Source organism: Phreatobacter sp. (genome assembly GCF_030691135.1).
Classification (GTDB): domain Bacteria; phylum Pseudomonadota; class Alphaproteobacteria; order Rhizobiales; family Phreatobacteraceae; genus Phreatobacter.
In genome coordinates this window covers 16868-42598 of sequence record NZ_JAUYFA010000072.1, presented here as the reverse complement: position 1 = coordinate 42598, position 25731 = coordinate 16868, and the positions used below count along the sequence as shown (strand labels likewise).

The 25731-nt window shown below is 68.0% G+C and carries 24 protein-coding genes; 12 read left to right on the top strand and 12 right to left on the bottom strand.

The window, feature by feature from the left end:
- Positions 1–24: 24 nt before the first annotated feature.
- Positions 25–291: a BolA family transcriptional regulator gene (locus tag Q8O26_RS12905; RefSeq protein WP_305576209.1), complete on the bottom strand. Its 267-nt coding sequence runs from the start codon at positions 289–291 to the stop codon at positions 25–27.
- Positions 292–423: 132 nt separating this feature from the next.
- On the opposite strand from Q8O26_RS12905, the gene leuD reads away from it, so the two are divergent.
- The gene (gene leuD / locus Q8O26_RS12900) at positions 424–1029 is read left to right on the top strand and encodes a 3-isopropylmalate dehydratase small subunit (RefSeq protein WP_305576207.1); all 606 of its coding nucleotides are present in this window, start codon (positions 424–426) and stop codon (positions 1027–1029) included.
- Positions 1030–1114: 85 nt separating this feature from the next.
- Here the strand turns inward: leuD and Q8O26_RS12895 are convergent, their stop codons facing one another.
- Positions 1115–1681 carry a hypothetical protein gene (locus Q8O26_RS12895; RefSeq protein WP_305576205.1) on the bottom strand — a complete coding sequence of 189 codons (567 nt, stop codon included), beginning with the start codon at positions 1679–1681 and terminating at the stop codon, positions 1115–1117.
- 134 nt (positions 1682–1815) lie between these two features.
- Between Q8O26_RS12895 and Q8O26_RS12890 the strand changes: the two genes are divergently transcribed.
- The 8 genes from Q8O26_RS12890 (at position 1816) to Q8O26_RS12855 (ending at position 8819) form a co-directional block, all read left to right on the top strand.
- Positions 1816–3456, top strand: coding sequence for a cell wall metabolism sensor histidine kinase WalK (locus tag Q8O26_RS12890; RefSeq protein ID WP_305576203.1), 1641 nt, complete (start codon positions 1816–1818; stop codon positions 3454–3456).
- Positions 3453–4181: a response regulator transcription factor gene (locus Q8O26_RS12885; protein ID WP_305576201.1), complete on the top strand. Its 729-nt coding sequence runs from the start codon at positions 3453–3455 to the stop codon at positions 4179–4181. Before Q8O26_RS12890 ends, Q8O26_RS12885 begins: the two co-directional genes overlap by 4 nt.
- A gap of 111 nt (positions 4182–4292) precedes the next feature.
- Entirely contained in the window at positions 4293–4703 is a 411-nt protein-coding gene (locus tag Q8O26_RS12880) for a RidA family protein (RefSeq protein WP_305576199.1), read from the top strand.
- Between the two features lie 23 nt (positions 4704–4726).
- Positions 4727–5524, top strand: a complete 798-nt coding sequence (locus Q8O26_RS12875; RefSeq protein ID WP_305576197.1) for a chorismate mutase — start codon at positions 4727–4729, stop codon at positions 5522–5524.
- 40 nt (positions 5525–5564) lie between these two features.
- The gene (hisC, locus tag Q8O26_RS12870; RefSeq protein WP_305576195.1) at positions 5565–6668 is read left to right on the top strand and encodes a histidinol-phosphate transaminase; all 1104 of its coding nucleotides are present in this window, start codon (positions 5565–5567) and stop codon (positions 6666–6668) included.
- Positions 6665–7600, top strand: a complete 936-nt coding sequence (locus tag Q8O26_RS12865; protein WP_305576193.1) for a prephenate/arogenate dehydrogenase family protein — start codon at positions 6665–6667, stop codon at positions 7598–7600. Before hisC ends, Q8O26_RS12865 begins: the two co-directional genes overlap by 4 nt.
- 8 nt (positions 7601–7608) lie before the next feature.
- Entirely contained in the window at positions 7609–8046 is a 438-nt protein-coding gene (locus Q8O26_RS12860) for a cupin domain-containing protein (protein ID WP_305576191.1), read from the top strand.
- Between the two features lie 11 nt (positions 8047–8057).
- The gene (locus tag Q8O26_RS12855) at positions 8058–8819 is read left to right on the top strand and encodes an N-acetyltransferase (protein WP_305576189.1); all 762 of its coding nucleotides are present in this window, start codon (positions 8058–8060) and stop codon (positions 8817–8819) included.
- A gap of 234 nt (positions 8820–9053) precedes the next feature.
- Here the strand turns inward: Q8O26_RS12855 and Q8O26_RS12850 are convergent, their stop codons facing one another.
- Positions 9054–9941 (bottom strand): DMT family transporter, encoded by an 888-nt coding sequence (locus Q8O26_RS12850; protein WP_305576187.1) that lies wholly within the window; start codon positions 9939–9941, stop codon positions 9054–9056.
- 88 nt (positions 9942–10029) lie between these two features.
- Positions 10030–10314: a translation initiation factor IF-1 gene (gene infA, locus Q8O26_RS12845; RefSeq protein ID WP_106750684.1), complete on the bottom strand. Its 285-nt coding sequence runs from the start codon at positions 10312–10314 to the stop codon at positions 10030–10032.
- Positions 10315–10766: 452 nt separating this feature from the next.
- Between infA and Q8O26_RS12840 the strand changes: the two genes are divergently transcribed.
- Positions 10767–12956 carry an ATP-dependent RecD-like DNA helicase gene (locus Q8O26_RS12840; RefSeq protein ID WP_305576182.1) on the top strand — a complete coding sequence of 730 codons (2190 nt, stop codon included), beginning with the start codon at positions 10767–10769 and terminating at the stop codon, positions 12954–12956.
- A gap of 205 nt (positions 12957–13161) precedes the next feature.
- Here Q8O26_RS12840 and Q8O26_RS12835 read toward each other — a convergent pair whose 3' ends face one another.
- On the bottom strand, positions 13162–13896 hold the full coding sequence (locus tag Q8O26_RS12835; RefSeq protein WP_305576180.1) for a sulfite exporter TauE/SafE family protein: 735 nt from the start codon (positions 13894–13896) through the stop codon (positions 13162–13164).
- A 145-nt stretch (positions 13897–14041) separates the two neighbouring features.
- Between Q8O26_RS12835 and Q8O26_RS12830 the strand changes: the two genes are divergently transcribed.
- Entirely contained in the window at positions 14042–14764 is a 723-nt protein-coding gene (locus tag Q8O26_RS12830) for a helix-turn-helix transcriptional regulator (protein WP_305576178.1), read from the top strand.
- A gap of 43 nt (positions 14765–14807) precedes the next feature.
- On the opposite strand, the gene Q8O26_RS12825 is transcribed toward Q8O26_RS12830, so the two are convergent.
- From Q8O26_RS12825 to Q8O26_RS12795, 7 genes are all read right to left on the bottom strand, one after another.
- The gene (locus Q8O26_RS12825; RefSeq protein WP_305576176.1) at positions 14808–17381 is read right to left on the bottom strand and encodes a DUF3772 domain-containing protein; all 2574 of its coding nucleotides are present in this window, start codon (positions 17379–17381) and stop codon (positions 14808–14810) included.
- A gap of 84 nt (positions 17382–17465) precedes the next feature.
- The gene (locus Q8O26_RS12820) at positions 17466–19433 is read right to left on the bottom strand and encodes an AsmA family protein (RefSeq protein ID WP_305576174.1); all 1968 of its coding nucleotides are present in this window, start codon (positions 19431–19433) and stop codon (positions 17466–17468) included.
- A gap of 215 nt (positions 19434–19648) precedes the next feature.
- Positions 19649–20308, bottom strand: a complete 660-nt coding sequence (locus tag Q8O26_RS12815; protein ID WP_305576172.1) for a 3-oxoacid CoA-transferase subunit B — start codon at positions 20306–20308, stop codon at positions 19649–19651.
- A gap of 14 nt (positions 20309–20322) precedes the next feature.
- Positions 20323–21030, bottom strand: coding sequence for a CoA transferase subunit A (locus Q8O26_RS12810; protein WP_305576170.1), 708 nt, complete (start codon positions 21028–21030; stop codon positions 20323–20325).
- A 139-nt stretch (positions 21031–21169) separates the two neighbouring features.
- The gene (locus Q8O26_RS12805; RefSeq protein ID WP_305576168.1) at positions 21170–22456 is read right to left on the bottom strand and encodes a TRAP transporter large permease; all 1287 of its coding nucleotides are present in this window, start codon (positions 22454–22456) and stop codon (positions 21170–21172) included.
- Complete coding sequence (locus Q8O26_RS12800) at positions 22453–22911, bottom strand: TRAP transporter small permease (protein ID WP_305576166.1); 459 nt, start codon at positions 22909–22911, stop codon at positions 22453–22455. Before Q8O26_RS12800 ends, Q8O26_RS12805 begins: the two co-directional genes overlap by 4 nt.
- A 163-nt stretch (positions 22912–23074) precedes the next feature.
- Positions 23075–24142, bottom strand: a complete 1068-nt coding sequence (locus Q8O26_RS12795) for a DctP family TRAP transporter solute-binding subunit (RefSeq protein ID WP_305576165.1) — start codon at positions 24140–24142, stop codon at positions 23075–23077.
- Between the two features lie 312 nt (positions 24143–24454).
- On the opposite strand from Q8O26_RS12795, the gene Q8O26_RS12790 reads away from it, so the two are divergent.
- On the top strand, positions 24455–25645 hold the full coding sequence (locus tag Q8O26_RS12790; RefSeq protein ID WP_305576163.1) for an SIR2 family protein: 1191 nt from the start codon (positions 24455–24457) through the stop codon (positions 25643–25645).
- Positions 25646–25731: the final 86 nt, after the last annotated feature.

Genomic DNA, 25731 nt, shown 5'->3' with positions numbered 1-25731 from the left:
GGGTGGGGCCGCGAGGCCCTCTCCTCACTCCCCCGGCGCCTTGGTCTGCATCGCCAGGGCATGGACGCGGCCCTTCAGTTCCGCATCGAGGACCTGGTTGACCATGCGGTGGCGGTCGACCCGCGACTTGCCGGCAAAGGCCGCCGAGACGAGCTTCACCCGGAAATGCGTCTCGCCGCCCTCGCGCCAGCCGCCATGCCCCTGATGCTGGTGGCTCTCGTCGATGACCTCCAGCGCCTCGGGGGCGAAGGCCGCTGTCAGCTTCTCGGTGATGGTGTCGGACAGGCTCATCGCATTCTCCCTCGTCACCGCCATATCGGCCGGCCGGACCGTCGCTGCAACCCCGCCCGTCCCGGCGGCCTGCTTGCAGGGCATGTCACGGCTCTGATACACGGGCGGCAACGAGCATCGAGGGGAAAACCCATGCAGAAATTCACCGTTCTCACCGGCGTCGCCGCGCCCATGCGCACGATCAATGTCGACACCGACATGATCATCCCCAAGCAGTATCTGAAGACCATCAAGCGCACCGGCCTCGGCAAGGGCCTGTTCTCCGAGGCGCGCTTCAAGGACGACGGGTCGGAAAACCCGGATTTCGTGCTGAACAAGCCGGCCTATCGCAACGCCCAGATCCTGGTCGCGGGCGACAATTTCGGCTGCGGCTCGTCGCGCGAGCATGCCCCCTGGGCGCTGCTCGATTTCGGCATCCGCTGCGTGATCTCCACCAGCTTCGCCGACATCTTCTACAACAACTGCTTCAAGAACGGCGTCCTGCCGATCACCGTCACCCCGGAGCAGCTCGAGAAGCTGTTCGAGGATGCCGACCGCGGCTCCAACGCGACGCTCACCGTCGACCTCGAGGCGCAGGAGATCCGCGGCCCCGACGGCGGCACGATCAAGTTCGACCTCGACCCCTTCCGCAAGCACTGCCTCCTCAACGGCCTCGACGATATCGGCCTGACCATGGTCAAGGAAAAGTCGATCGACAGCTTCGAGAAGACGGTCTCGACGGCGCGTCCCTGGCTCTGACGGAACGACCCGGCGCGAGGGGCGCCGGGTCATCCGGGGGAACGGGTCGATGATGGAACGGGCGCAACCCGCCCGCCCCGCCGGCTCAGTTCGGACGGTAGGGCAGCGACGAGTGATGGACGACGATGCGCAGCCGGCCGGCATCGTCCTTCACGAACTTCCAGGTCTTGTCGACCGTCGTTACCGCGCCGTTCGGGCCGGTGATGCTGACATTGCCCATGGTCGTGGCGGAGTCGCCGGCGATGAAGATGGCGCTGTTGGCGATCTCGCACTTCGTCCAGCCGTTCAGGGCAAAGCCCTTGTCGTTCGGGAAGGCGGTGTCGCCGCCGACGAAATAGGCCAGCGCGCCGGCGCGGGTGGTGCGGAACGTCTGCGGCGCCACGGTCAGGGTCGGTTTGAACAGGACGGCGCCCATCTGGTAGCCGTAGGCGGCGTCGATCACCCGCTCGGCCAGGGCCTTGGCGGCAGCCTGCCCCTGGGACGCATGGGTGGTGCTGATGCTCACGAGGGCGTCGCACCAGGCGCGCTGGGCGGCGAGGACCTCGGTCTGGGTCACGGCCTGGTTGACCACGGTGGTCTGGGCCGAGGCGGCGCCGAACGGAACGGCCAGAGCGAGAAGCGCGGCGGTCATGATGGAGTTTCGGGCGGACATGTGCTCTCCTAGGGTTACGTTGTCGTCGTCAGGCGGGGCGGGCGTTTTCGACCGCGCCCTGACGTTGTAGGCACCGCGGCTGACGCCGACTTGAACCCGGCATGAGCGCGCACTGAATTCTTCATGAACATCGGATGACGACCCCACCGCCGACGCAGCAGACCAATGTCTTCGGGCGGCGCCTGACGCTGGCCCTGGCGGCCCTCGGCTCGATCGCCGTGATCCAGGGCGCCGTGGCGCTGTGGGCCGTGGGGGAGGCGGAGCGCCACGTGCTGCGCGGGCGTGTCGCCGCCGACATCAGGCAGGGCTTCACCGAGCTGCGCTCCGAGAAGCAGCAATTGCGCACCTGGCTCGCCCAGCGGCAGTTCGGGGCGGATGCGCGCGACAGCCATCGCGACGCGCTGCTGCAGCGGATGCGGATCATCCTCGCCGATCTCAAGAGGCTCGCCGACCAGGCCGTGGTGCTCGATGACGGCCCGGCCGCGCGCCAGCGGCAGGCCCAGCGCCGCGATGCGCTGGTGGTGCTCGACGGGAGCATCGCGCAGCTGGAGCGGGGGCTCGCGAGCCTGAACCCGCCACCCGTCGGCATGGACACCAACCTCGCCTGGTCGATCGCCAACGAATTGTTCGACCGGGCGGAAGGGCAGGATCTGCGCCTGCTGCTCGCCGAAAGCATCGACCGGGAGGATGTCTCCCTGCGCGAGAAGCGGGCCGACACGAACGATGCGCTGGCCTGGCTGAGACGGCTCTGGGTCGGATCGACCACGACGCTCGCCCTGGCGGCGCTGCTGCTCGCCGTCTTCTTCGCCCGCGCCCTGCGTGGTCCGCTGCGCAGCCTGTCCGAGGGCGCCGCCGCGCTGCGGGCGGGCCGCCTGTCGCACCGCATCGCCCTGTCCGGTTCCGACGAGTTCGCCGCCGTCGCCCGCAGCATGGATGCGATGGCGGCCGAACTGGCCGAGCGCCGGCGCATCGAGACCGAGGCGCGCCAGGCTCTCGAGGAGCAGGTCGCCGCCCGCACCGACGAACTGACCTCCGCGCTGGCGGCCCAGCGCGAGGCGGAGGTGCGCCGACGCCAGCTCTTCGCCGACATCAGCCACGAATTGCGCACGCCGACGACCGCCATCCGCGGCGAGGCGCAGGTCGCCCTGCGCGGTTCCCTCAAGCCCGTCGACGAGTACCGGAGCTCGCTGCGTCGGATCGACGACGCCTCGCGCCAGCTCGGCCTCGCCATCGACGATCTCCTGACGATGGCCCGCAGCGACATCGACGCCTTGTCGCTGCGCAGGGTTGCCGTCGATCTCGTCGACGTCCTGAACGACGTGCTCTCCCACGGCGAGGCCATGGCCCTGGCGAGCGGGGTGCGGCTCCATCACGAACCCTGGCCCGCGGCGCTCGAGATGAGCGGCGATGCCGACCGCCTCAGACAGCTCCTGCTGGCGCTCGTCGACAATGCCGTGCGCTATTCGCGCCCCGGCCAGGCGGTCCGGCTGGAGGCCGTGCGGATCGCGAGTGAACCGGCGAAGGTCGAGGTGCGGATCCACGACGAGGGGATCGGGATCGCCGCCGAGGAACTGCCGAAGGTCTTCGACCGCAGCCACCGGGCGCCCAACGCGATCAGCCATCGGGCCGATGGCAGCGGGCTTGGCCTTCCCATCGCAAGGGTCCTCGTCCGCGGTCACGGCGGCGAGATTTCACTCACCAGCGCCCCCGAACGCGGAACGACGGCGACCGTGACATTGCCGCTCGCCGTCCAGGTGCCGAAGGTTCCCGCATGAACATCCTGATCGTCGAGGACGACCACCGCATCGCCGACTTCCTGCAGCGCGGCCTGCGCGCCGAGGGCATGCGCGTGCAGGTGGCCCGCAACGGCCGCGACGGGCTGGACCTCGCCCGGGCGGCCTGGAAGGAGCAGTCCGCCGGCGGCGAGACGACGCTGGTCATCCTCGACATCATGCTCGGCGACATCACCGGCCTGGAGGTCTGCCAGACCCTGCGCGCCGCCCAGGTCGAGCTTCCCATTCTCGTCCTGACCGCGCTCTCGACCGTCGAGGACCGCGTCGCCGGATTGCGCCTCGGGGCCGACGACTATCTGTGCAAACCCTTCGACTTCGAGGAGCTGCTGGCGCGGATCGAGGCCCTGCGGCGTCGCGGCCGCGGCCTCAAGGCGGCCGCCACCACCGTCCTGCGGGTCGCCGACCTGGAACTGGACCGCACCACGATGAAGGTGACCCGCGCCGGCAAGGTCGTGGCCCTCACGGTGCGCGAACTGGCCTTGCTCGAGCTGCTGATGAGCGCGCCGGGGCGGCTGTTCAGCCGCGAGCGCATCCTCGCCAATGTCTGGGGCGTCAACGAGGACCCGCTCACCAATATCGTCGACGTCTATATCGGCCGGCTGCGCAACAAGATCGACAGCGGAGCGGTGCCGCTGATCCATACCCAGCGCGGCCTCGGCTATCGCCTGGAGGCCGATCCCGCCGCCGGCCGCACGCCCGCCGACTGAGCGGTTCCCGCCGCGCCGGGAGCGAGCCCCTTCCCCGCGCTGCGCGATCTGTTCCCGGCGGCCGCGACTGTGTAAACCTCTCGGCCCGCGCCCCACGACAGGACCACCGCCATGGAACGCCGCCTCATCTCCACCGGCTCGCCCTTCGAGAAGACCGCCGGCTATTCCCGCGCCGTGGTGCAGGGCGGCTTCGTCTTCGTCGCCGGCACCACCGGCTACGACTATGCCACCATGACGCTGCCCGAGGGCGTCGAGGAGCAGACGCGCAACTGCTTCCGCACCATCGCGGCGACGCTGAAGGAGGCCGGCACCTCGATGGCCAACGTCGTCCGCGCCACCTACTACATCACCGATGCGGCCGATGCCGAGAAGGTGTTCCCGATCTTCGGCGAGGTCTTCGGCGACATCCGCCCGGCCTCCACCCTTCTCGTCGTCGCCGGCCTGTTCAAGCCCGAGATGAAGGTCGAGATCGAGGTCACAGCCGCCCTGCCGGGCACCGCCACCGACACCCTCTTCTCCTGACGCCGCGACCGGCCGGACCTGCCATGACCGATCCCACCTTGCCGAGCCTTGCCGACCTGCGCGGCGAGATCGACCGCATCGATGCCGCCATGCACGGCCTTCTCATGGAGCGCGGCCAGATCATCGAGACGCTGATCGAGGTGAAGAAGACCGCCGAGACCGGCTCCGCCTTCAGGCCTGCCCGCGAGGCCGACGTCGTCCGCCGCCTCGTCGACAACCACAAGGGCCGCCTGCCGGTGGAACTCGTGGTGCAGATCTGGCGGCAGATCATCTCGACCTTCACCTATGTCCAGTCGCCCCACTCCGTCCATGTGGTGATGGGGCCGGAGCAGGAGAACGCCCGCGAACTCGCCCGCTTCCATTTCGGCTTCGGCGTGCCGCTGGTCAAACATTCCAGCCCCGGCTCGGTCATCGCCGCCATTGCCCGCGACCGCGGCGATCTCGGCCTCATCGGCCTCGGTCCCGCCCGCGACGCCTGGTGGGAGAAGCTCGGCGGCCCGGACCAGCCCATCGCCATGGCGACCGCCCCCGCCATTGCCCGCGCCGCCAGCCCGCGGCCGCCCCAGGCCCTGGTCATCGGCCACCCCTCGATCGACACGGCCGGCCTCGACACGCGCCTCGTCGCGCTGACCCTGAAGGGTGCGCCGCCGGTTCATGTCGACGCGGTTCTGGCCAGCGCCGAGGAGGGTGGGCGCCACCATCTCCTCGCCTGGGGCCCGCGCGAGGCCTCCGAGGCCGAGATCGCCCAGGACGTCGCCTCGGGCATGGCTGTTGAAGCCGCCCGCACGGTCGGCTACACCGCAAAGCCGATAGCCGCCTGACGGTTCCTGCCGCCGGGCCCGCCCCTCATCCGGTGCCGACATGACCCTTGAAGCCACGCGTCCCGTTCCCCGTCCCGGTGTGATGGCGATCGATGCCTATGTTCCCGGCAAGTCCGGCGCGCCGGGCGTCGCCAAGGTCTACAAGCTCTCCTCCAACGAGACGCCGCTCGGCGCCAGCCCGAACGCCATCGCGGCCTACAGCAAGCTCGCCGGCAAGCTCGAACTCTATCCCGAGGGCACCTCGGCCGAGCTGCGCCAGGCCATCGCCGCGCTCTACGGCCTCGATGCCGACCGCATCCTTTGCGGTTCGGGCTCGGACGAACTGCTGTCGCTGCTCACCAACGCCTATCTCGGGCCCGGCGACGAGGGTGTCTTCACCGAGCACGGCTTCCTCGTCTACAAGATCGCCATCCTGGCGGCCGGCGGCACCCCGGTCATCGTCAAGGAGAAGAACCTCACGGCCGATGTCGACGCCATTCTCGCGGCGGTGACGCCGAAGACGAAGATCGTCTACCTCGCCAACCCCAACAACCCGACCGGCACCTACATCCCCTTCGACGAGGTCAAGCGGCTGCATGCCGGCCTGCCGAAATCGGTGCTGCTGATCCTCGACGCCGCCTATGCCGAATATGTCCGCCGCAACGACTACGAGAGCGGCCTCGAACTGGTGGCGACCAACGAGAATGTCGTGATGACGCGCACCTTCTCGAAGATCTATGGCCTCGCCGCTTTGCGCATCGGCTGGATGGTCGGCCCGGCCCATCTCATCGACGCGGTGAACCGCATCCGCGGGCCCTTCAACGTCAATGCCGCGGCGATCGCCGCCGGTGCCGCCGCCATCGCCGACCAGGCCTTCCTGCAGAAGGCGGTCGAGCACAACGACACCTGGCTGCCCTGGCTGACCGCCGAGATCGAGAAGCTCGGCCTGACCGTGACTCCCTCCGTCGGCAATTTCCTGCTGCTGCATTTCCCCAGGGATGCCGGCAAGACCGCCGCCGATGCCGACGCCTATCTGGTCTCGAAGGGCCTCGTCCTGCGCCGGGTCGGCGCCTATGGCCTGCCCGATGCGCTGCGCCTCACCATTGGCGACGAAGAGGCCAACCGCCACTTCGTCGCGACCCTTGCCGAGTTCATGACGCGGTGACCGGCGAGCCTCGTCCCGAGCCCCCTCTCTTCGGCAAGGTCGCGCTGATCGGCATGGGCCTCATCGGCTCGTCGATCGCCCGTGCCCTGCGCACCCTGCCGCTCGCCGGTAGCGTGGTCGCCGCGGACCGTTCCGAGGCGGTGATCGCGCGCGTCCGCGAGCTCGTCATCGCCGACGAGACGACGACCGACCTGGCGGCTGCCGTCCGCGGTGCCGATCTGGTCATCGCCTGCGTGCCCGTCGGCGCCATGGGCGCGGTGGCCGAGGCCATCGGCCCGCATCTCAAACCCGGCGCCATCGTCTCCGATGTCGGCTCCACCAAGGGCTCCATCGTCGCGCAGATGGCGCCGCACATGCCGGCCGGCGTGCATCTCATCCCCGCCCACCCAGTGGCCGGCACCGAGCATTCGGGACCGGATTCGGGTTTCCCGGAACTCTTCCACGGCCGCTGGTGCATCCTCACCCCGGTACCGGACACCGACCCGGACGCCGTCGAGCGGCTCGCGGCCTTCTGGCAGGGCCTCGGCTCGAAGACCGAGGTCATGGCGCCCGACCATCACGACCTGGTTCTGGCCATCACCAGCCACGTGCCGCATCTCATCGCCTACAACATCGTCGGCACCGCCTCGGACCTCGAGACCGTCACCGAGAGCGAGGTCATCAAATTCTCGGCCGGCGGCTTCCGCGACTTCACCCGCATCGCCGCCTCCGACCCGACCATGTGGCGCGATGTCTTCCTCCACAACAAGGAGGCGGTGCTGGAGGTGCTGGGCCGCTTCACCGAGGATCTCATCGCCCTCCAGCGCAACATCCGCTGGGGGCAGGGCGACCAGCTCTTCGACCTGTTCACCCGCACGCGTGCCATCCGCCGTTCGATCATCGACCAGCGTCAGGACACCGCCGATCCGGATTTCGGGCGCAACCGCAAGTGACCGCCAGCATGACCACGACCATGACCGCCGACGCCATCATCGCCCTGCTCGGCATGAAACCCCATCCCGAGGGTGGCTTCTTCGTCGAGACCTTCCGCGATGCGCCGGGCGCGGACGGGCGCGCCGCCTCCACCGCGATCTACTTCCTGCTCAGGCGCGGCGAGCGGTCCCACTGGCACACGGTCGATGCCGTCGAGATCTGGCACTGGCACGCCGGTGCGCCGCTGAGACTGTCGCTGGCGGCGAGCGATGCCGGGCCGGTCACCCACCTCGTCCTCGGCGCCGATCTCGCCGGCGGCGAGCGGCCGCAGGGCGTCGTGCCGCCGCACCACTGGCAGGCGGCCGAGAGCCTCGGCGACTGGACGCTGGTCGGCTGCACCGTCGCCCCCGGTTTCGACTTTGCCGGCTTCCGGCTGGCGCCCCCCGGCTGGATGCCGGGCACCTGACAGGCAGTCCCATGACCGACATCGCCCTCGTCCGCACCCTCGAGGAGCGCCTCTTCAATGCCTGGCCGGCGCTGCAGACCGTCTATTGCGACGGCTGGCTCCTGCGCATGGCCGGCGGCCATACCAAGCGCTCCAATGCGGCGAGCCCCTTCTACCCCTCGTCGATCTCCGGCGAGGAGCTGATCCGCACCGTCCGCACGCTCTACCGCAAGGCCGGCATCGAGCCGATGGTCCGCATCACGCCGCTGGCCGGGGAGGGGATCGACGCCGCCCTCGCCAGCGCCGGCTGGACCGTCTACGACGAGACCGATGTCATGGTCGCCTCGCTGGCCGAGCGGGTGAAGATGACGGGCGCGCCCGATGCCGCCGTCGTCCTGTCCGAGGAGCCCTCGCAGGCCTGGATCGACGGGGCGGCGGGGGCCTATGAGCTCGCCGACTGGCAGCGCGACATGCTCGCCCGCATCGTCGGCGCCATCCGCGTCGAGACCGCCTTCGCCACCGTCTATATCGACAAGCAGGCGGTCGGCTTCGGCCTCGCCGTCGCCGATCGCGGCTATGTTGGCCTCTATGATCTCGCCGTGACGCCCGCCGCGCGCGGCTCGGGCGCCGGACAGCGCATGATCGGCGCGCTGCTGCACTGGGGCCGCTCGCACGGCGCCCATACCGCCTATCTCCAGGTGCGCAAGACCAACCTGAAGGCCCATGCGCTCTACACGCGCCTCGGCTTCACCCTGGGCTATGACTACCATTGCCGGCGGATGGCCCAGGGCTGAGGGGGGTCGGCAGACCTGCATGGGGCAAGTGCGTCATGCCTGGCCTCCATGACTTGACCACGGCAGCAAGGCCCCGCCCTCACCCTCCCCGCTTCGCGGAGAGGGGGGACTACAACCTTGGAGTGAGATCACCGGCGATGAGCCTGGCGCGACCGGCGAGACATGAACGCCACGCCGAAGTCCCCCTCTCCTCGCGTGAGCGAGGGGAGGGTGCGGGTGGGGCCTTTTCAGTCCTTACCGCCTGAGCATGTCCTTCGCCGCGACCACGGACCCCACGACGATGAGCGCCACCGACACCCCCAGGATCAGACTCGCCTGGGCATGGCCGAAGGCGACCAGCGCCAGGGTCGAGATCACCGGCGCGGCATAGCTCGCCGCCCCCAGCACCTGGATGTCGCCGCGCTTCATGCCGCGGTCCCACAGATAGAAGGCCGCCCCCACCGGACCGAGGCCGAGGGCGAGGATCGCCAGCCACTCGACGGCGGAGGCTGGCCAGACGGTGGTCTCCAGCACCAGGTGGCAGCCGAGCGCCAGGCCCGCCGTGGCGAGGCAGAAGCCGGCGACCGCCTCGGTCGGGACGTTGGGCAGGAGCCGCGCCGTCACCGAATAGACCGACCAGACCACGGCGCAGCCGAGGGCGGCGGCGTAGCCGAGGAGATGGCCGGACGAGAAGCCGGCCCCGAGATCGCCGCGGCCGGCGATGAGCAGCACCGTTCCGGCGAGGCCGAGAAGCGCGCCGAGCACGTGATGCGGCTTCAGCCGCTGGCCCGGCAGCAGCGCCGAGAAGACGACGATCAGCAGCGGCCAGAGATAGTTGAGGAGATTGGCCTCCGCCGCCGGGGCGAAGCGCAGCGCGGTGAAATACAGCGCGTGATAGCCGAACAGCCCGGCGACGCCGTGCAGCCAGACCCGCGGCGGCTGGACCAGCAGGGACAGGCCGCCCGGCCGCGTCGCCACCACCGCCAGCCCGATGCCGCCGCCGACGGCGAAGGTCATGGCCGTCAGCTGGAACGGCGGCACCGTCCCCGACGCCGCGGTGAACAGCGCCAGCAGGCCCCAGAGGCCGATGGCGCCGAAGCCGGCGAGGGTGGCGGGGCGGGAAAGTGAAGATCCGGCGGACATGGAAGGCCCATAACGGCAAGCGGCGACCGTCAGGTCGCCGTGGTGGGCACCGTCGGGCGCGGATGAATCCGCGCCGGGAGATGTCGGCTCAGCGCCGGCGCTGCGGACCGCCGGGACGGGCACCGCCGGGACGCGGGCCGGGGGGCGGGGCATCGCCCTTGTGACGGAAGACGAGGCGGCCCTTGTCGAGATCGTAGGGCGTCATCTCCACGGTCACGCGATCACCGACCAGCGTCTTGATCCGGTTCTTCTTCATCTTCCCGGCCGTGTAGACGACGACCATGTGACCATTGTCCAGTTCCACGCGGAACCGGGCATCGGGCATGACCTCCGTCACCTTGCCTTCGAAATTGAGGACGTCTTCCTTCGCCATAAGCTCGGCTTCTCCGTCGTTGCGCCGGCGTTCCCGGCGCAGAAAACCCCGGCGAAGCGGGTCTTCCGCTCGATGCCAGGGTTCGCGTCATACAGAATTTGTCGACGCTGGACCACCCTCTTGCCGCCGTTACATCCGCGGTCGACTGGATGAGGTGATCTCGCGTCAGGCCGAGATACTCGCCGGGGCATCGCTCTGCCGGTCGGCAGGGCATGATGTCCGGCGGGAACCGCCATGCCGTCTCGAACGTGGCGGGCTGCAACAGGTTCCCGAGGGAAACGTTGCGCGCATCGCCGGAGAGGCAGGCCGCGTCGGCCAGTGAACTTCAGATGGGGACGCGGCGGCCGATTGCAAGGGGCAGGGCCCGGGCGGGCGCTTGTGCGTGGACGACCCATCCCCACCGGTCTAGGGTTCCGGCTCCGTTCACCGCAACCCCCACGCGATTCGCCTCCATGCGCGCGAGCGCCCTGCCTTCGTCCTCCGACAGCCCGCTGGAGACCCTGACGGGCACCATCGAGCGCGTCACCTTCCACTCCCCCGCGACGGGATTCGCGGTGCTGAAGGTGCGCGTCCGCGGCAAGCCGCAGCCCGTCTCGATCGTCGGCACGACCTCGGCGGTGGCGGCCGGCGAGATGATGACGGCCGAGGGCTCCTGGGTGAACGACCGCACCCATGGCCTGCAGTTCAAGGCGACCCGCCTCGTCACCGCGCCGCCCGCCTCCAAGGATGGCATCGAGCGCTATCTCGCCTCCGGCGCCATCAAGGGCATCGGCATCGCCACCGCCCACAAGATCGTCCAGGCCTTCGGCAAGCGCACCTTCGAGGTGCTGGACCACGAGCCGCACCGCCTCAAGGAGATCGTCGGCCTCACCGAGGCCCGCATCCGCCGCATCACCGAGAGCTGGACCGAGGATCGCATCGTCCGCGATCTCGGCGTCTTCCTGCAGGAGCACGGCCTCGGCCTCGGCCAGGCGGCGCGTGTCTTCCGGGCGCTCGGCACCGACGCCATCGGCCTTATCCGCCAGGATCCCTACCGCCTCGCCCGCGATGTCAAAGGCATCGGTTTCCTCACCGCCGACCAGGTGGCGGTGTCGCTGGGCCTTGCCCGCGACGCGCCCGAGCGCCTGCGTGCCGGCATCACCTATGCCCTCCAGGAGGCGCGCGACGACGGCCATACCGGCCTGCCGCGCGACGAGGCGGTGGCGCTCGCCGCCCGCCTGCTCGACGGCGACATCGCCCTCATCGAGGACGCGGCAGCCGCCGAAATCGCCGCCCGCAACCTCGTCGCCGACACGATCGGCGGCGAGCCGCACCTCTTCCTGAAGGACCTGCACCGCGCCGAGACGATCATCGCCGAGCGGTTGCGCGATCTGGCCAGGGGCTCGCCGCCCTGGGGCAAGATCGACCTCGCCACGGAAGTGCCGCGCGTCGAGGCGCGCACCGGCAAGCCGCTCGCCCCCTCGCAGCGGGAAGCCCTGGCGACGATCCTGTCGGCCAAGGTCTCCGTCATCACCGGCGGCCCCGGCGTCGGCAAGACGACGCTGCTCGACACCATCCTCAAGCTCCTCACCCGGCAGGAGATCTCCGTGGTGCTCGCCGCCCCGACCGGCCGCGCCGCCAAGCGCATGACCGAGCAGACCGGCATCGAGGCGAAGACCATCCACCGCCTGCTGGAGATCGATCCGGAATTCGGCGCCTTCTCGCGCGGGCGCGAGAACCTCATCGACTGCGACCTCTTGGTGGTCGACGAGACCTCCATGGTCGATATCCCGCTCATGCTCGCCCTGGTCGAGGCGCTGCCCGCCGATGCCGGCCTGCTGCTCGTCGGCGACGTCGACCAGTTGCCCCCCGTCGGTCCCGGTCAGGCGCTTGCCGACATCATCGCCTCGGGCCTCGTTCCGGTCGCGCGTCTCACGGAAGTCTTCCGCCAGGCCGAGGCGAGCCGCATCATCGCCACCGCCCACCGCATCAACCGCGGCGAGATGCCGGAAGCCGTGCCGGCCGGCGCCGAGAGCGACTTCTACTGGGTCGAGGCGACGACGCCCGAGAGCGGCCTCGCCAAGATCATCGAGATGGTTAAGGAGCGCATCCCGCGCCGCTTCGGCCTCGACCCTATGCGCGACGTCCAGGTTCTGGCGCCGATGAACAAGGGCGTGCTCGGCGCCCGCAACCTCAATGTCGAGCTGCAGAAGGTGCTCAATCCCCCGGCCGGCCGCTCCATCGAGCGCTACGGCTGGACCTATGCCGCCGGCGACCGGATCATGCAGACCGCCAACGACTATGACCGCGACGTCTTCAACGGCGATCTCGGCCAGGTGCTGCGCATCGATCAGGACGAGGGCGAGCTGGTCGCGCTCTTCGACGGCCGCCAGATCTCATACTCGTTCGGCGACCTCGAAAACCTCATGCCGGCCTATGCCACGACGATCCACAAGAGCCAGGGCTCGGAATATCCGGCGGTGGTCATCCCGGTGACGACGCAGCATTACGCCATGCTCGCCCGCAACCTCATCTACACCGCGGTGACGCGTGGGCGGTCGCTGGTCGTCATGGTCGGCGAGATACGCGCGCTGCGCATCGCCGTCGACGGCGGCCGCATGAAGCCGCGGGTGACCAAGCTCCGGGAATGGCTGACGGGGTAGGGCGGGGGGCGCGCTCGCTGCCGAATGCCCCACCCTCACCCTCCCCTTTGCGCTCCGCTCCAAGGGGAGGGGGACTACGACGTCTCGAACCCTTAGCATCGGCTGCGCCAGGCCCAGCCGTCGACGGAGAGGCGGGACGTCAAAGTCCCCCTCCCTGCGCGCAGCGCGGGGAGGGTGCGGGTGGGTCATCCTTCTCGCATCCACCTCACAGCAGCGGCTTCACCGCCAGATGCGCGCCGAGCAGCATCAGCCCGATCATGAACCATGTCCGGAACGCGGCGGGGCTGATGCGGGCGCGGATCGCCTGTCCCAGCGCCATGCCGAGCAGCGCGGGCGCCAGCATCCACAGCGATATGAGGGCGGTGCCGCCCGCCAGCACGCCCTCGCTGAACAGGCCCACCCCGAGCGCCACGGTCGCCACGAGGAAGGTGATGCCGAGGGCCTGGACGAGGTCGTCCTTCTCGAGCCCCAGCGCCTGCAGATAGGGAACCGACGGCATGACGAAGATGCCCGTCCCCGCCGAGACCACCCCCGTCATAAGCCCCACCAGCGGCGAGAGGAAAGGCTCGGCGCGGGCCGGCACGCGCGGCCGTAGCGGCGACAGGCCGAGCCCGGCATAGACCATCAGCACCACCCCGAGTGCCACCGAGGCGTGACCGGCGGAGGCCCCGGTGATGATGCCGCTGCCGAGCCAGGTGCCCGCCACGAGCCCTATGAGCAGGGTGGCGAGCCGCCGGGTCAGCGGCCAGAGATTCGGCCCCGCCGCCACCTGCCAGACATTGGTCAGCAGCGAGGGCACCAGCATCCACGATGCCGCCTGGGCCGGCGCCATGAACAGGCTGAGGAGGCCGACCGCGATCGTCGGCAGGCCGAGCCCGATAACGCCCTTGACGAGGCCGGCGAGGACGAAGACGGCGGCGGCGAGGGCGAGCATGGCCATGGCGGGATCCTGACTGCGAAGGCGAGAGCCGCACAATCCACCGGTTCGGGGGCCCGACGTTTCGGCGGAGGACGAAGCAATCGTGCCCCGCCCGGTGTAGCCTGTCCGAGGTTGCGGGACATCCCGTCGTCCGGGGAGGCGTCACATGAAGGAAGGTCCGTCCATCGCCACCATCGCCGCCCTGATCGGCGATCCCGCCCGCGCCAACATGCTCGGCGCGCTGATGGCCGGCCGGGCGCTGACCGCCGGCGAGCTCGCGCGCGAGGCCGGCGTCAGGGCCCCCACGGCGAGCGGCCATCTGGCGCGGCTCAGCGAGGCCGGCCTCGTGCTCGTCGAGGCGCAGGGCCGCCACCGCTATTTCCGTCTCTCCGGGCCCGACGTCGCCCATGTGCTGGAGGGCCTGATGGGGCTCGCCGCCCGCACCGGGCGTCTGCGCACGCGGCCCGGCCCGCGCGACCCGGCCCTGCGCCAGGCCCGCACCTGCTATGACCACATGGCCGGTGAATGGGCCGTGCGCCTCTACGAGGGCCTCCTCGCCGACGGGCGCCTCACCGCGGCGGAGGGTCAGGTCAGCCTGACAGAAGCCGGCCGCAGCTTCTTCCGCGCCGAGGGCGTCGACCTCTCCGCCCTCGAGGCCGGCCGCCGGCCGCTCTGCCGCGCCTGTCTCGACTGGAGCGAAAGGCGGCCACATCTCGGCGGCACGCTCGGCCGCGCCATTCTCGACCACGCCGTGGCACGCCGCTGGGTCCGCCCGTCCACCGAAGGCCGCGCCCTGACCGTGACACCGCCGGGGCTGATGGCCCTGCGCGCCTGGGTCGGCGATGCGGTGACGCCGCTGTCGGAGACCATCGGCCGGGCCGGGGGCTGAACATTCACCAGCGGGATCGGGGACGACCCCGCCGGAATCCGCCTCAGTGCGAGGGCTTCGGCCCGGGCTTGCCCGGCGTCGGGGAAGCCGCCTTGGGCTTCGCGGGCGTCTCGGCGGGGGCCTCCGCGACTGCGGTCTCGGCCGCCTCCAGCGCCGGATCGGCCGTCGTCTGAACATTCTGCACTGGCGGCGCGATGATGATGCCGTAGCGGCGGAAGCGGCTGAGGATCGCCAGTTGCAGGTCCGAACGCGTCGTCAGCGCATATTCGACATTGGTCACGACGCCGCGCAGCTCGAATTCGAGCCCCGTATCGCCGAACCTCATCAGCAGCACCCGTGGCGGCGGGTCCTGCACGATGAAGCGGTTGTCGCAGGCCGCGGCGACCATCTGGTCGCGGACGAGGTCGGGGTCGGAATCATAGGCGACGCGCACCGGAATGGTGATGCGGCTCAGCGTGTTCGACAGCGTCCAGTTCTTGACGACGCCGCTGATGAGTTCGGCGTTCGGCAGGATGACGGTGGCGCGGTCGAAGGTCTCGATCTCGGTCGAGCGCACGGAAATCTTGCGGACATGGCCTTCCTCGCCCTTCACGACGATGGAATCGCCCACCCGGATCGGCCGCTCGGCGAGCAGGATCAGGCCCGAGACGAAGTTCTGCACGATGGACTGCAGGCCGAAGCCGATGCCGACTGAAAGGGCACCGGCGATGATGGTGATGTTCGACAGGTCGAGACCCATCTGGCGCAGCACCAGGCTCCCCACCAGCGCGAAGGCGGCATAGCCGACGATGGTGCCGATGGAGTTCTGCAGGCCCGAATCCATGCCCGTCCGCGGCAGGACCTTGTCGCGAAACCAGCTCATCACGGCGCGCACCACGAGGATGCCGATGGCGAGGATCACGCCCGCACCGAGAAGGGTGACGGCGAGGGAATAGAGTTCGGCGAAGCGGATGCCGAAGAAGGCGTCGTCGAGCGAGGCCGCCGCGCCGCCGAAGCCCCAGGGGCCGAAGACCGCCATGGCCGAAGCCAGCAGCACCATGACGTGAAGGGCGCCGCCGAACAGCGTGCCGATGAGGTCGAGCCGGTCCGGGCGGATGCCGATGGCGGCGGAGAGCGAGCGTCCGCGAACCGTCGAGGGGCCGAACCATTCGGCGATGATGGCGTGGAGAAAGGCCAGCACCATCACAGTGATGGCGGCGATGACGACGGCGCCGGCGATGCGGCTGGCGATGAAGGCTGCCAGCGCCGTATAGCCGGCGACGAGGGCGACCGTGATGAGGGCGAGCGCGATCCAGAGCGCCGGGCGTGTCCATGCCCATGGCGGCGGCATGACATGATGGGCGGATTCTGGAACACCGCCGTCCTCGCTGTCGAAGTGGCGCTGGGTCGTGCCGCGCAGAAACAGGAAGATCACCACCGCGATGCCGGCGGCGGTCAGCCCGGTGACGACCACGGTCACGGCGACAGGCGCGATCATCACCCGGGCGAAGGCGAGCGCCACGATGCCGACAGCGAGGATCCAGGCGGCCGCCCTGACCGACACGAAGACCGCCTCGGCGAAAGCGTCCGGCAGAGCCACCAGCCGGTAGGCCGGGGCGCCGGGCGCCATGACGGCCTGCATCACGCCGCGCGTGACGGAAACGATCAGCACGGCGAAGAACAGCGCCCAGGGAATGGGCTGGGCGCGCGGCAGCACGAGGTCGAAGTTCTGCACGATGAGCAGCGGGCTCGCCGCGAGGATCGGCAGGACGAGCGAGCGTTCGAGGGCGGTGCGGATCGCCGCCTTGATGCGCGCCAGGCCGGAGGTCGGAACGTCCGCGGGGCTCGCGTAGAGCCCGTAGCGACGGGCCTGGCGGTACAGCGAATAGAGCATCAGCGCCACGATCAGGCCGAGACCGAGCGCAGCGGCGATGCGGCTCACGCCCGCCACCTGCGTCAGGTGATGCCACCAGTCCTCGGCGAGAAATCGGGCCGAGATTCCGAGCCGTGGCAGGGCCTCGGACAGTTGCAGCCAGAAGCGTGGATCGACGATGGGAACGGAGCGCTCGAGGAGCTGCGCCGTGAACAGCTGCCGCCGGCGGTCGGTGATGCGCTCGGCGATCTGGTCGACGCGCACCTGCTGCACCTTCAGCGCTTTCACCCGGGCATCGAGTTCGCCGACGACCCGCGTCTGCTCGTCGCGCTGCTGGCGTGCCTCGGCCGATTCGGCCGGCGCATCTTCGGCCGGCTTCGGTCCGAGCTGGTTGAGGCGGTCGCGGGCATCGGTCAGCCGCGGTTCGATCTGGCCGACCACCTCGATCAGCGCCTGGCGCACCGGGTCGAGCCGGCTGCGCAATCCGGCGAGTTCACCCTCGGAGAGATGGCGCTCCAGCATGGCTTCGGACTGGTCGAGGGTCGCGCGCGCCGTGTCGAGCGCCGACTGGGCGGCGGCGATCGCAGGCGTCGGTGCCGGAACCTGCTGCGACGCGGCCGGCGGCGCGGCCACCTGGGCGAGGGTCGGGAAGGCGACCGCCGTCGCGATCATCGCCACGAGCGCGGCGGCGACGAGGCGTCTCGCGGAGGGCCAGGGACGGGTGACCCGGAACGGGGGCGGGAAGAGGTCTCGTTGGAAGGGCATGGCGGCTCTGGCAGGCGAATCGGGACGGGCACCGTGATACCGAAACCCTCGCACACCGCCATCCCGTGGAGGAGAGGCGAAGCGTCAGTTCCGCGGCGGGATCGGCGGATAGGGGGTGTAGGACGAAATCGGCGGCAGTGGCGCGGGGTCGCTGTCGAAACCGGCCTGCCGGTTGATGGCGTCCAGCACCGCGCGCAGCGCGTCGCGATCGCGGGTGATGTCGCGCAGCGGCGCGGCGGCGCCGGAGCGGCGGATCAGGATCTGGGGATCGGGCAGGATGAAGGGATCGTCCCAGGACCCCTGCACGACGAAGGGAAGCTCGAAATCGCCCTCCCCCGGGCGCGGCGCCGCACTGGCGGTGCGCTTCAGCGTGGCGATGCCGCGCATGTCGAGTTCGCGCGTCGGAAGCTGGGCCGAGCCCTCGACGCTGACGCGCACCATCTGCCCCTCGAGCAGCATGTCGGTGGTGGTCGCCACGCCGCCGACGATGCGCACCGTGGCGGCGACCCGCTCGTAAGGCGTGCGCCCGGACCGCGCATCGGCGCCGACGACCGAGAGTGGCCGCCGCTCGAGGCGCCGCAGGATCGCCTCCGCATTGAAGCCGTAGACGGCACCCTCGATGGCGTTGAGCGTGATCTGTCCGCTGGTGGTGCGGGCGAGTTCGGCCATGCTGCCGCCGCGCGCCTCGAGGCCGAGCTGGATATTGGCCGTGCCGTCGAGACGACGGAACCCGAACCACTCGCCGAGCCCCAGGGCGAGTTGCCCGCGCTGCACGGTCATCGACGCCCTGACATCCATGCTCTCGCCGCTCGGCGAAACCACCAGGGCCCCGCTGAGGACGCCGCCATAGGCCAGAGCCTCACCCAGCGTGACGTTCACACGACCGTTGCGGGCGTTCAGCGCGGCGGCGGACCGGCCGAACTGGGCACGGCCGACGATCAGCTCGCGGGCCGAGACCCTGAGGTCGAGGTCGATGCTGGAGATGGCCGAGAGGTCGATCGGTCGCCGGCTCCAGCCCCGTCCGGCGTACGGCGTCAGGTTGAGGTCGCGGAAATAGGTCGTCGCCACGAAGCGTCCGGCATCCAGCGTGCCGCGGATCTGCGGCCGCTCCCCCGCGAAGCTCACCATCAGCGCCCCGTCGGCGACATTGCCGTCGAGCTCCGCATTGACCTTCGTGAAGGCGAGGGAATTCGGCAGGACCTCCACCTGGCCCTTCAGCGCGAAGCTGCCGAGCGAGGGGCCGATACCCGGGTTCTGCCCGATCCAGCGCAGGAAGTTGCGCATCGAAGCGCCTTCCAGCGTCAGGGCGCCGACGGCGGTGACGGTGTCGCCGTTGGTCAGCGAGCCGTCGAAGCCACCACGCACCGGCCCCGAGGCGAATCGCATCTTGAGGCCGGTCGGCTCGGCGATGAAGAGCGCCTGCGGCCGCGCGACGATGGCGTTGACCTCCAGCTGCTCGCCGTTGACGGTCAGCTTGCCCGAGACATTGGCCTGCCGGTCGGCTCCCGGCCAGGACACCGCGAATTCGATGCCGGTCACCGCGAAGTGCCGGCCGGTCTTCAGGTCGTTTACCGTCGCCGACCCGTCGGCGATGCGGAAATCGGTCAGCCCGCCGCGCCTGAGGCGGGTCTTCTCGCGCAGCCGCTCGAAGGACTTGTCCCAGTTGGACGCGCCGTCGGCGGCGACCTGGACGGAGATGCTCGGCCGGATCAGCGTGTAGTCGGACACCGCGACGTTGCCGAACAGCAGCGGAAGCAGCCGCAGGGCGCCGACCACCGCATCGGCGCGCGCCGGCGGCTCGCCCGTCGCCGCATCCCCCTCGCCGAAACGGACGTCGGCGAGACGGATGGAGAATTGCGGAAGCACCGAGACCGCGATGTCGCCGCGGATGGACACCGGCATGCCCAGGCGCTCGCTGAGCTCGGTCACCACCGTGCGGCGCACCGTCTCGGTGGGCAGCAGCAGCGGCACCAGCGCCAGCACGCCGGCCAGCGCCAGAGTGACCGCGCCGACCACGATGACCAAGCGGCGGATGGGTGAAGCAAGGCTCAAGCGCAGCGGTCCCGATCCCGGCCCGGGCCGCCCCCGATTGGGCGGACCGTTGAGGTCACAATCCTGAAGAAGCCGGAACCATGGAGATGCGACATGGCATTTCGATGGCCGCAAACCGACGTGACATCATGCATGACGCGGCGCGGCAATGACAATGGGAGGCCCATGCGGCCTCCCGGCTCGGATCGGTGCCGGGCGCAGGCCCCGCCCGGGGCTCAGGCCGCCGCCGCCAGGCCCGGCGCGACGGTGAAGCTCGCCTCGGTGTTGGCCTCGATCTCGGCGAGGGTGACGCCCTCGGCGAGCTCGATCAGCGTCATGCCGGTGCCGCCCTTCTTGTCGATGGCGAAGACGCCGAGATCGGTGATGACGAGATCGACGACCGCGGCGCCCGTCAGCGGCAGGTTGCAGCGCTTCAGGAGCTTGGGGCCGTCCTTGGCCGTGTGCTCCATGACGACGACGACCTTCTGCACGCCGGCGACGAGATCCATCGCGCCGCCCATGCCCTTCACCATCTTGCCCGGGATCATCCAGTTGGCGAGATCGCCGTTCTCCGCCACCTGCATGGCGCCGAGGATCGACAGGTTGATGTGGCCGCCGCGGATCATCGCGAAGGAGTCCGAGGAGGAGAAATAGCTCGTCGTCGGCAGTTCGGTGATGGTCTGCTTGCCGGCATTGATGAGGTCGGGATCCTCCTCGCCCTCATAGGGGAAGGGGCCCATGCCGAGCATGCCGTTCTCCGACTGGAGCTGCACGTTCATGCCGGCGGGGATGTGGTTGGAGACGAGCGTCGGAATGCCGATGCCGAGATTCACGTAGAAGCCGTCGCGCAGTTCCTTGGCGGCGCGGGCGGCCATCTGGTCACGGGTCCAGGCCATGGTCAGTGTTCCTCTCAGGCTGCCTTGGGGCGGGTGGTGCGCTGCTCGATGCGCTTGGCGGCGTTCGGCACGTGGACGATGCGCTTCACATAGATGCCGGCGGTATGGATGGCGTCGCCGTCGATCTCGCCGGCTTCCACCAGGTGTTCGCACTGGACGATGGTCATGCGCGAGGCGGTGGCCATCATCGGGTTGAAGTTGCGGGCGGTCTTGCGGAAGACAAGGTTGCCCTCCTTGTCGGCCTTCCAGGCGTGGACAAGGGAGATGTCGGCGAACAGGCCGCGCTCCATCACGAAGGTCTCGCCGTCGAAGTCACGGACTTCCTTGCCGTCGGCGATCACCGTCCCGACGCCCGTCTTGGTGAAGAAGGCCGGGATGCCGGCGCCCCCCGCCCGGATGCGCTCGGCGAGCGTGCCCTGCGGGTTGAACTCGAGCTGCAGCTCGCCGGAGAGGAACTGCTGGGCGAAGAGCTTGTTCTCGCCGACATAGGACGAGATCATCTTGGCGATCTGCTTGGTCTCCAGGAGGATGCCGAGGCCGGCCCCGTCGACGCCGGCATTGTTCGAGATGACCGTGAGGTTCTTGGCGCCCGAATCGCGCACCGCCTCGATCAGCACGTCGGGAATGCCGCAGAGACCGAACCCGCCCGACATGATCGTCATGCCGTCCTTGATCTGGCCCGCAAGGGCCTCCCTGGCGGAGGAATAGACCTTTGAACTCATCGCGTAATCGCCTCTCAGCGGGCCTCGACGGCCTCTGGTGAACCTGCGCCCGTCCGGTTGCAGTCGACCGGCGGACAATGGTGGATTTTCCGCGGTGCATCAAGGATGAACCGGACGCCGGGGCGCCCGCGCGGCGCGCTCAGAGCCCCAGCACCCGCGGCAGCCAGAGCGCCAGATCCGGCACCGCCGCTACCATCGCCATGGCAATGGTCATGGCCAGCACCATCCAGATGACCCAGGGGATCGTCGCCTCCATCGGCACCCGGGCGATCTTGCAGGAGACCATCAGGTTGACCGCCACGGGCGGCGTGAACTGGCCGATGGCGATCATCATGGTGAGGATCACGCCGAACCAGACCAGGTCCCAGGAGAAGGAATTGGCGATGGGGATGAGGATCGGCAGCAGGATCAGGTAGATCGATATTCCGTCGAGGAACATGCCGACGATAATGAGCAGGACCACCAGCAGCGCCAGCGTGCCGGCCCCGCCGAGACCGAGCCCGACGATGGCGTCGGCGATCGGCTGGACGATGCCGAGCGTCGAGATCGACCAGGCGAAGACCGAAGCCAGCGCCACGACGATGAGGATCACGGCGGAGAGTTCGCCCGCCTCCACCAGCATCTCGTAGACGTCGCGCAGGGTCAGGGTCCGGTAGATGAAGAAACCGATGAACAGGCCGTAGGCGACGGCGATGACGGCCGCTTCCGTCGGCGTGAAGGCGCCGATGCGCATGCCGCCGAGGATGATGATCGGCGCCATCAGTCCCCAGATCGCCTCCTTGAACGTGCCCCAGACGGTCAGCGCATCGCCTTCGGCGCGCGACTTGCCGCCGAAATCCTTCAGCCAGGAGATGACGAGGATCGGCACGATGATGGCGAGGCCGGCGAGAATGCCGGGGATCATGCCCGCCGCGAAGATGGCGGGAACCGAGACGCCCGGCACCATCACCGCATAGATGATGAAGGCGATGGACGGCGGAATGAGAATGTCGGTGGCGGCGGCGGCGCCGACGGTGGAGGCGATGAAGGCGCGCGGATAGCCATCCTTCACCATCGAATCCGTCACCACCTGGCCGACCGCAGCGGAGGTGGCCGGACCGGAACCCGAGATGCCGCCGATGACCATGGCGACGAGCACCGAGACGGTCGCCAGCGCGCCGCGGCCGGCACCGACCAGGGCGGTGGCGAAGCGCACCAGGCGCAGCGCGACGCCGGTCCGGTCGAAGACGGCGCCGACCAGCACGAACATCGGAATGGCGATGAGCGGGTATTTGGCGATGCCGGCATAGACGTTGGTCGGCATGGCCATGATGCTCTGCCCGGCGAGCCAGATCGCCAGCGCACCGGCGAGCCCGAGGGAGACGCCGACGGGGACGGCGGCGAGCAGCATCGCCGCGAAGGCGACGAAAAGGATGGTGGCGGTCATGCGTCCTCGCCGCGGGCGAGCCGCATGATCCGGCCGGCGGCCCGCGCGATCACGGCGATCGACAGCAGCGGCAGCATCCCGGAATAGATCCATTGCGGGTTGCCGAGGCCCGGCGAGAGGACCTCGAAGCGGTATTCGTCCCAGGCGAGACGGCCGCCATGGACGAGAAGAAGGCCGAAACAGACGATGACGAGGGCGAGGGCGGCGATCTCGCACCAGCGCCAGCGGGCAGGCGTCATCCCGTCGATCAGCACGCCGATGCGGATATGGCGTCCGGTGGCGATGGCCAGCGACGAGCCGACCATCGTCACCACCACCATCAGCACCACCGAATATTCCTCGGTGAAGGCGAAGGAGACATTGGTGAGATAGCGCACCACCACGTTGCCGAAGGTGATCAGCGCCATCGCCGCCATGGCGGCGGCGATCAGCATTTCCTCGAGCTTCAGGGGCACGCGGGTCTTCGGGGCCGGCGGGATCGCCGTAGGGTCGCGGTCGACGGGCAAGGCGGGACGCTTTCGGACGGCGGAATCGGGCAGGCGGGCGAGGTCTGCAGGCGATGACAGCCGGCCGGCGGACCGACCGGCTGCACCGGGTTTGATCGGAAGGAGGCGAGGATCAGCTCGCCGCGTTGGCGGCCGCCTCGGCCTTCTTGACGAGATCGGCACCGACCTGCGCCGCCCACTTGTCGAAGACGGGGCGCGTGGCGCGGGCGAAGACGCGCTTCTCCTCGGCCGTCAGCGTCACCGTGGCGACGCCGCGCCGGGCGAGTTCCTCGAGCGAGGACTTGTCGTTGGGGTCGACCACGCCGAGGCCCTTGCGGGTCGCGCCGATCTGCACCTTGGCGGCATCGCGGGCGCTCTCGCGGACGATCTCCTTGTCAGCGGCCGAGAACGTGTCCCAGACCGGCTTGGCGACATGGAAGAGGCCGGCATCGACGCAATAGTTCCAGATCGTCATGTGCTTCTGGGCGAGCGCGTCCATCTTCAGCCCGAGGAACAGGTTGACCGGATTCTCCTGGCCGTCGACCGCTCCGGTGGAGAGCGCCGGCTGCAGGTCGGCGAAGGACATCTGCACCGGATTGGCGCCGAGGCCATTGTAGATGTCGGCGAAGATGGCACCGGCGGCGAAGCGGATCTTCAGGCCGCGCAGATCCTCCGGCTTCTGGATCGGCCGCTTGGAATTCGACAGTTCGCGGAAGCCGTTCTCGCCCCAGGCGAGCGGCACGACGTCGCGTGTCTCCATCACCTTGAACAGGGCCTGCCCGACCTCGCCGTTGACGATGGCGTCGAAGGCCCGGTGGTTCGGCATCAGGAAGGGCAGCGAGAAGATGTTCATCTCGCGCACCTGCGGCGAGATGTTGATGGTCGAGGACACCGTGAAGTCGATGATGCCCTGGCGCATGGCGACGAGTTCGCGGGTCTGGTCGCCGCCGACCAGCTGCGAGCCCGGATAGACTTTGACGTTGATGCGGCCGTTGGTGCGCTGCGTCACCATCTCCGCCCACTGGAACGCGCCTTCCGACAGCGCGATCGGGCGGTTGCCGACGACGGAGAGCTTGTATTCGGTCTTCAGCGTCTGGGCCTTCGAGACCCAGGGCGCCATGACGGCGCCGAAGCCGGCGGCGCCGATGCCGGCAACCGCGATGCGCCGCGTGACGGCGAAGTCTTTCCTGCGCTCCGACATGGTGCGCCTCCTTCCTGTGTGCGTTTCTCTCGACGATCCGGACATCTGACGGTCCGTTGTGGGGCGGGATCATGGGACGAGGGCAGGGCCGCTGGCAAGACCCGGCATGGGATGGCGGTCGAGCCACTGCAAATGGCCCAGCCGACCTTCGAATAGCACTCCCCAATTTCCTGGCCGATTGACATCAGCCATTCGGCGTCCCTGCCCGAATGGATGATCGACGGAAGCGGTCGGCCGAAGCAGATCTGTAAGTGTTGATTGTAATGTATCCGCGTATTTAAAAGTGAACGTATACGTATTTAATCGAATAATATGAAGCAAAAAATCATACAGAATATGTCCCAGCGTTCGATAGGGCGAGGGCTCAAATTGCACCTAATGTTTTTCTTTGGAGCTGGCGTCTCTGTTCCCTCTAAGCTGCCAACGGCACTGGAGGCGACGACAAAGATTCGCACCTTAGATCCATTATTGAACAATCAAGAGCATGTGAGGATACTAGAAGTATTATCAAAGTTATTTAAAAAAAACATGAGACGCCAAGGAATATTCCGTAGAGGCTCTGGTTTTTCGTTTTCTGGGCCGGCATTTAGAAGTAACGAGCCAAACTATGAGGACTTGTTTTCGCTTTGTAGTGAGATTGGGTTTTGGGGAGAAGGGCGTTGCGATAACATATTTACATCCTCCTTCATGCATAGCGGCCTCAATAGAATAAAAGATGAGCTAGTCGGCGGATCAAAGTACGAAAAAATGCAATACCTATCAGACAAATGCAATCTGATATGTGACTACATTGAGGAAACAATATCCGATTCATTGGATAAACAGTATCAGTATGGATTTGAGTCTTTATTAGAATTAATAAAATATAAAAAAGCTAAAAATATTTCAATATTCTCGCTGAATCACGACGTTCTGATTGAGCAATTTTTGCAGTCGGAGGGGATAGATTACGCGGATGGCTTCGGACCGCCCGATGGGGATGTTCGTTGGGCTAATGAGGGGACGTACAAGGCTTCAAGGGTGCGTATCTTTAAGCTTCATGGCGCAATAAACTGGTTCCGGTTCTGGAAGGATGGGATAACAAAAATTGGGATGGCAGACAGGGGCAAAATAGCAAATATAATTGACTTAAACGGACGAAGAGTAGTTCCTTTGCGTCATCAGGCTTCTTTTCTCACTGGAAGAGAAAAGGCAATTATGTACCATTACGGCATTTACAATGATGTATTTTATCATTTTGCTAGAAATCTGAAGGATGTAGATCACGTAATAATGTCTGGGTACGGCTGGGGGGATTTCACAATTAACACATTTTTTGAGGGGTGGTTGGACTCTTCGAAGAGTAAATCGCTTGTCATATTGCACGAGCAGCCAGATTCGTTGAGAGATGGTTCGTTCACGTATTGGCAAAGTTACAATGCGTGGCAGGCGAGTGGACAGATCAAGCTAATACGAAAATGGTTATGCAACACGTCTGCGTCGGAGATTCTGGCCACTAGGTGAGCAGTGGTTCCGTGGCTGGACGTTCCAAGCTGATTTTTGATGGGATGCGACGTCTCGCCATCCTCCGAAGGGCTGAATCGGATCGA

Coding starts and splice junctions, on each gene's coding strand:
- Q8O26_RS12905 (WP_305576209.1), bottom strand. CDS start 291: ATGAGCCTGTCCGACACCATCACCGAGAAGCTGACAGCGGCCTTCGCC.
- leuD (WP_305576207.1), top strand. CDS start 424: ATGCAGAAATTCACCGTTCTCACCGGCGTCGCCGCGCCCATGCGCACG.
- Q8O26_RS12895 (WP_305576205.1), bottom strand. CDS start 1,681: ATGTCCGCCCGAAACTCCATCATGACCGCCGCGCTTCTCGCTCTGGCC.
- Q8O26_RS12890 (WP_305576203.1), top strand. CDS start 1,816: ATGACGACCCCACCGCCGACGCAGCAGACCAATGTCTTCGGGCGGCGC.
- Q8O26_RS12885 (WP_305576201.1), top strand. CDS start 3,453: ATGAACATCCTGATCGTCGAGGACGACCACCGCATCGCCGACTTCCTG.
- Q8O26_RS12880 (WP_305576199.1), top strand. CDS start 4,293: ATGGAACGCCGCCTCATCTCCACCGGCTCGCCCTTCGAGAAGACCGCC.
- Q8O26_RS12875 (WP_305576197.1), top strand. CDS start 4,727: ATGACCGATCCCACCTTGCCGAGCCTTGCCGACCTGCGCGGCGAGATC.
- hisC (WP_305576195.1), top strand. CDS start 5,565: ATGACCCTTGAAGCCACGCGTCCCGTTCCCCGTCCCGGTGTGATGGCG.
- Q8O26_RS12860 (WP_305576191.1), top strand. CDS start 7,609: ATGACCACGACCATGACCGCCGACGCCATCATCGCCCTGCTCGGCATG.
- Q8O26_RS12855 (WP_305576189.1), top strand. CDS start 8,058: ATGACCGACATCGCCCTCGTCCGCACCCTCGAGGAGCGCCTCTTCAAT.
- Q8O26_RS12850 (WP_305576187.1), bottom strand. CDS start 9,941: ATGTCCGCCGGATCTTCACTTTCCCGCCCCGCCACCCTCGCCGGCTTC.
- infA (WP_106750684.1), bottom strand. CDS start 10,314: ATGGCGAAGGAAGACGTCCTCAATTTCGAAGGCAAGGTGACGGAGGTC.
- Q8O26_RS12840 (WP_305576182.1), top strand. CDS start 10,767: ATGCGCGCGAGCGCCCTGCCTTCGTCCTCCGACAGCCCGCTGGAGACC.
- Q8O26_RS12835 (WP_305576180.1), bottom strand. CDS start 13,896: ATGGCCATGCTCGCCCTCGCCGCCGCCGTCTTCGTCCTCGCCGGCCTC.
- Q8O26_RS12830 (WP_305576178.1), top strand. CDS start 14,042: ATGAAGGAAGGTCCGTCCATCGCCACCATCGCCGCCCTGATCGGCGAT.
- Q8O26_RS12825 (WP_305576176.1), bottom strand. CDS start 17,381: ATGCCCTTCCAACGAGACCTCTTCCCGCCCCCGTTCCGGGTCACCCGT.
- Q8O26_RS12815 (WP_305576172.1), bottom strand. CDS start 20,308: ATGGCCTGGACCCGTGACCAGATGGCCGCCCGCGCCGCCAAGGAACTG.
- Q8O26_RS12810 (WP_305576170.1), bottom strand. CDS start 21,030: ATGAGTTCAAAGGTCTATTCCTCCGCCAGGGAGGCCCTTGCGGGCCAG.
- Q8O26_RS12805 (WP_305576168.1), bottom strand. CDS start 22,456: ATGACCGCCACCATCCTTTTCGTCGCCTTCGCGGCGATGCTGCTCGCC.
- Q8O26_RS12795 (WP_305576165.1), bottom strand. CDS start 24,142: ATGTCGGAGCGCAGGAAAGACTTCGCCGTCACGCGGCGCATCGCGGTT.
- Q8O26_RS12790 (WP_305576163.1), top strand. CDS start 24,455: ATGAAGCAAAAAATCATACAGAATATGTCCCAGCGTTCGATAGGGCGA.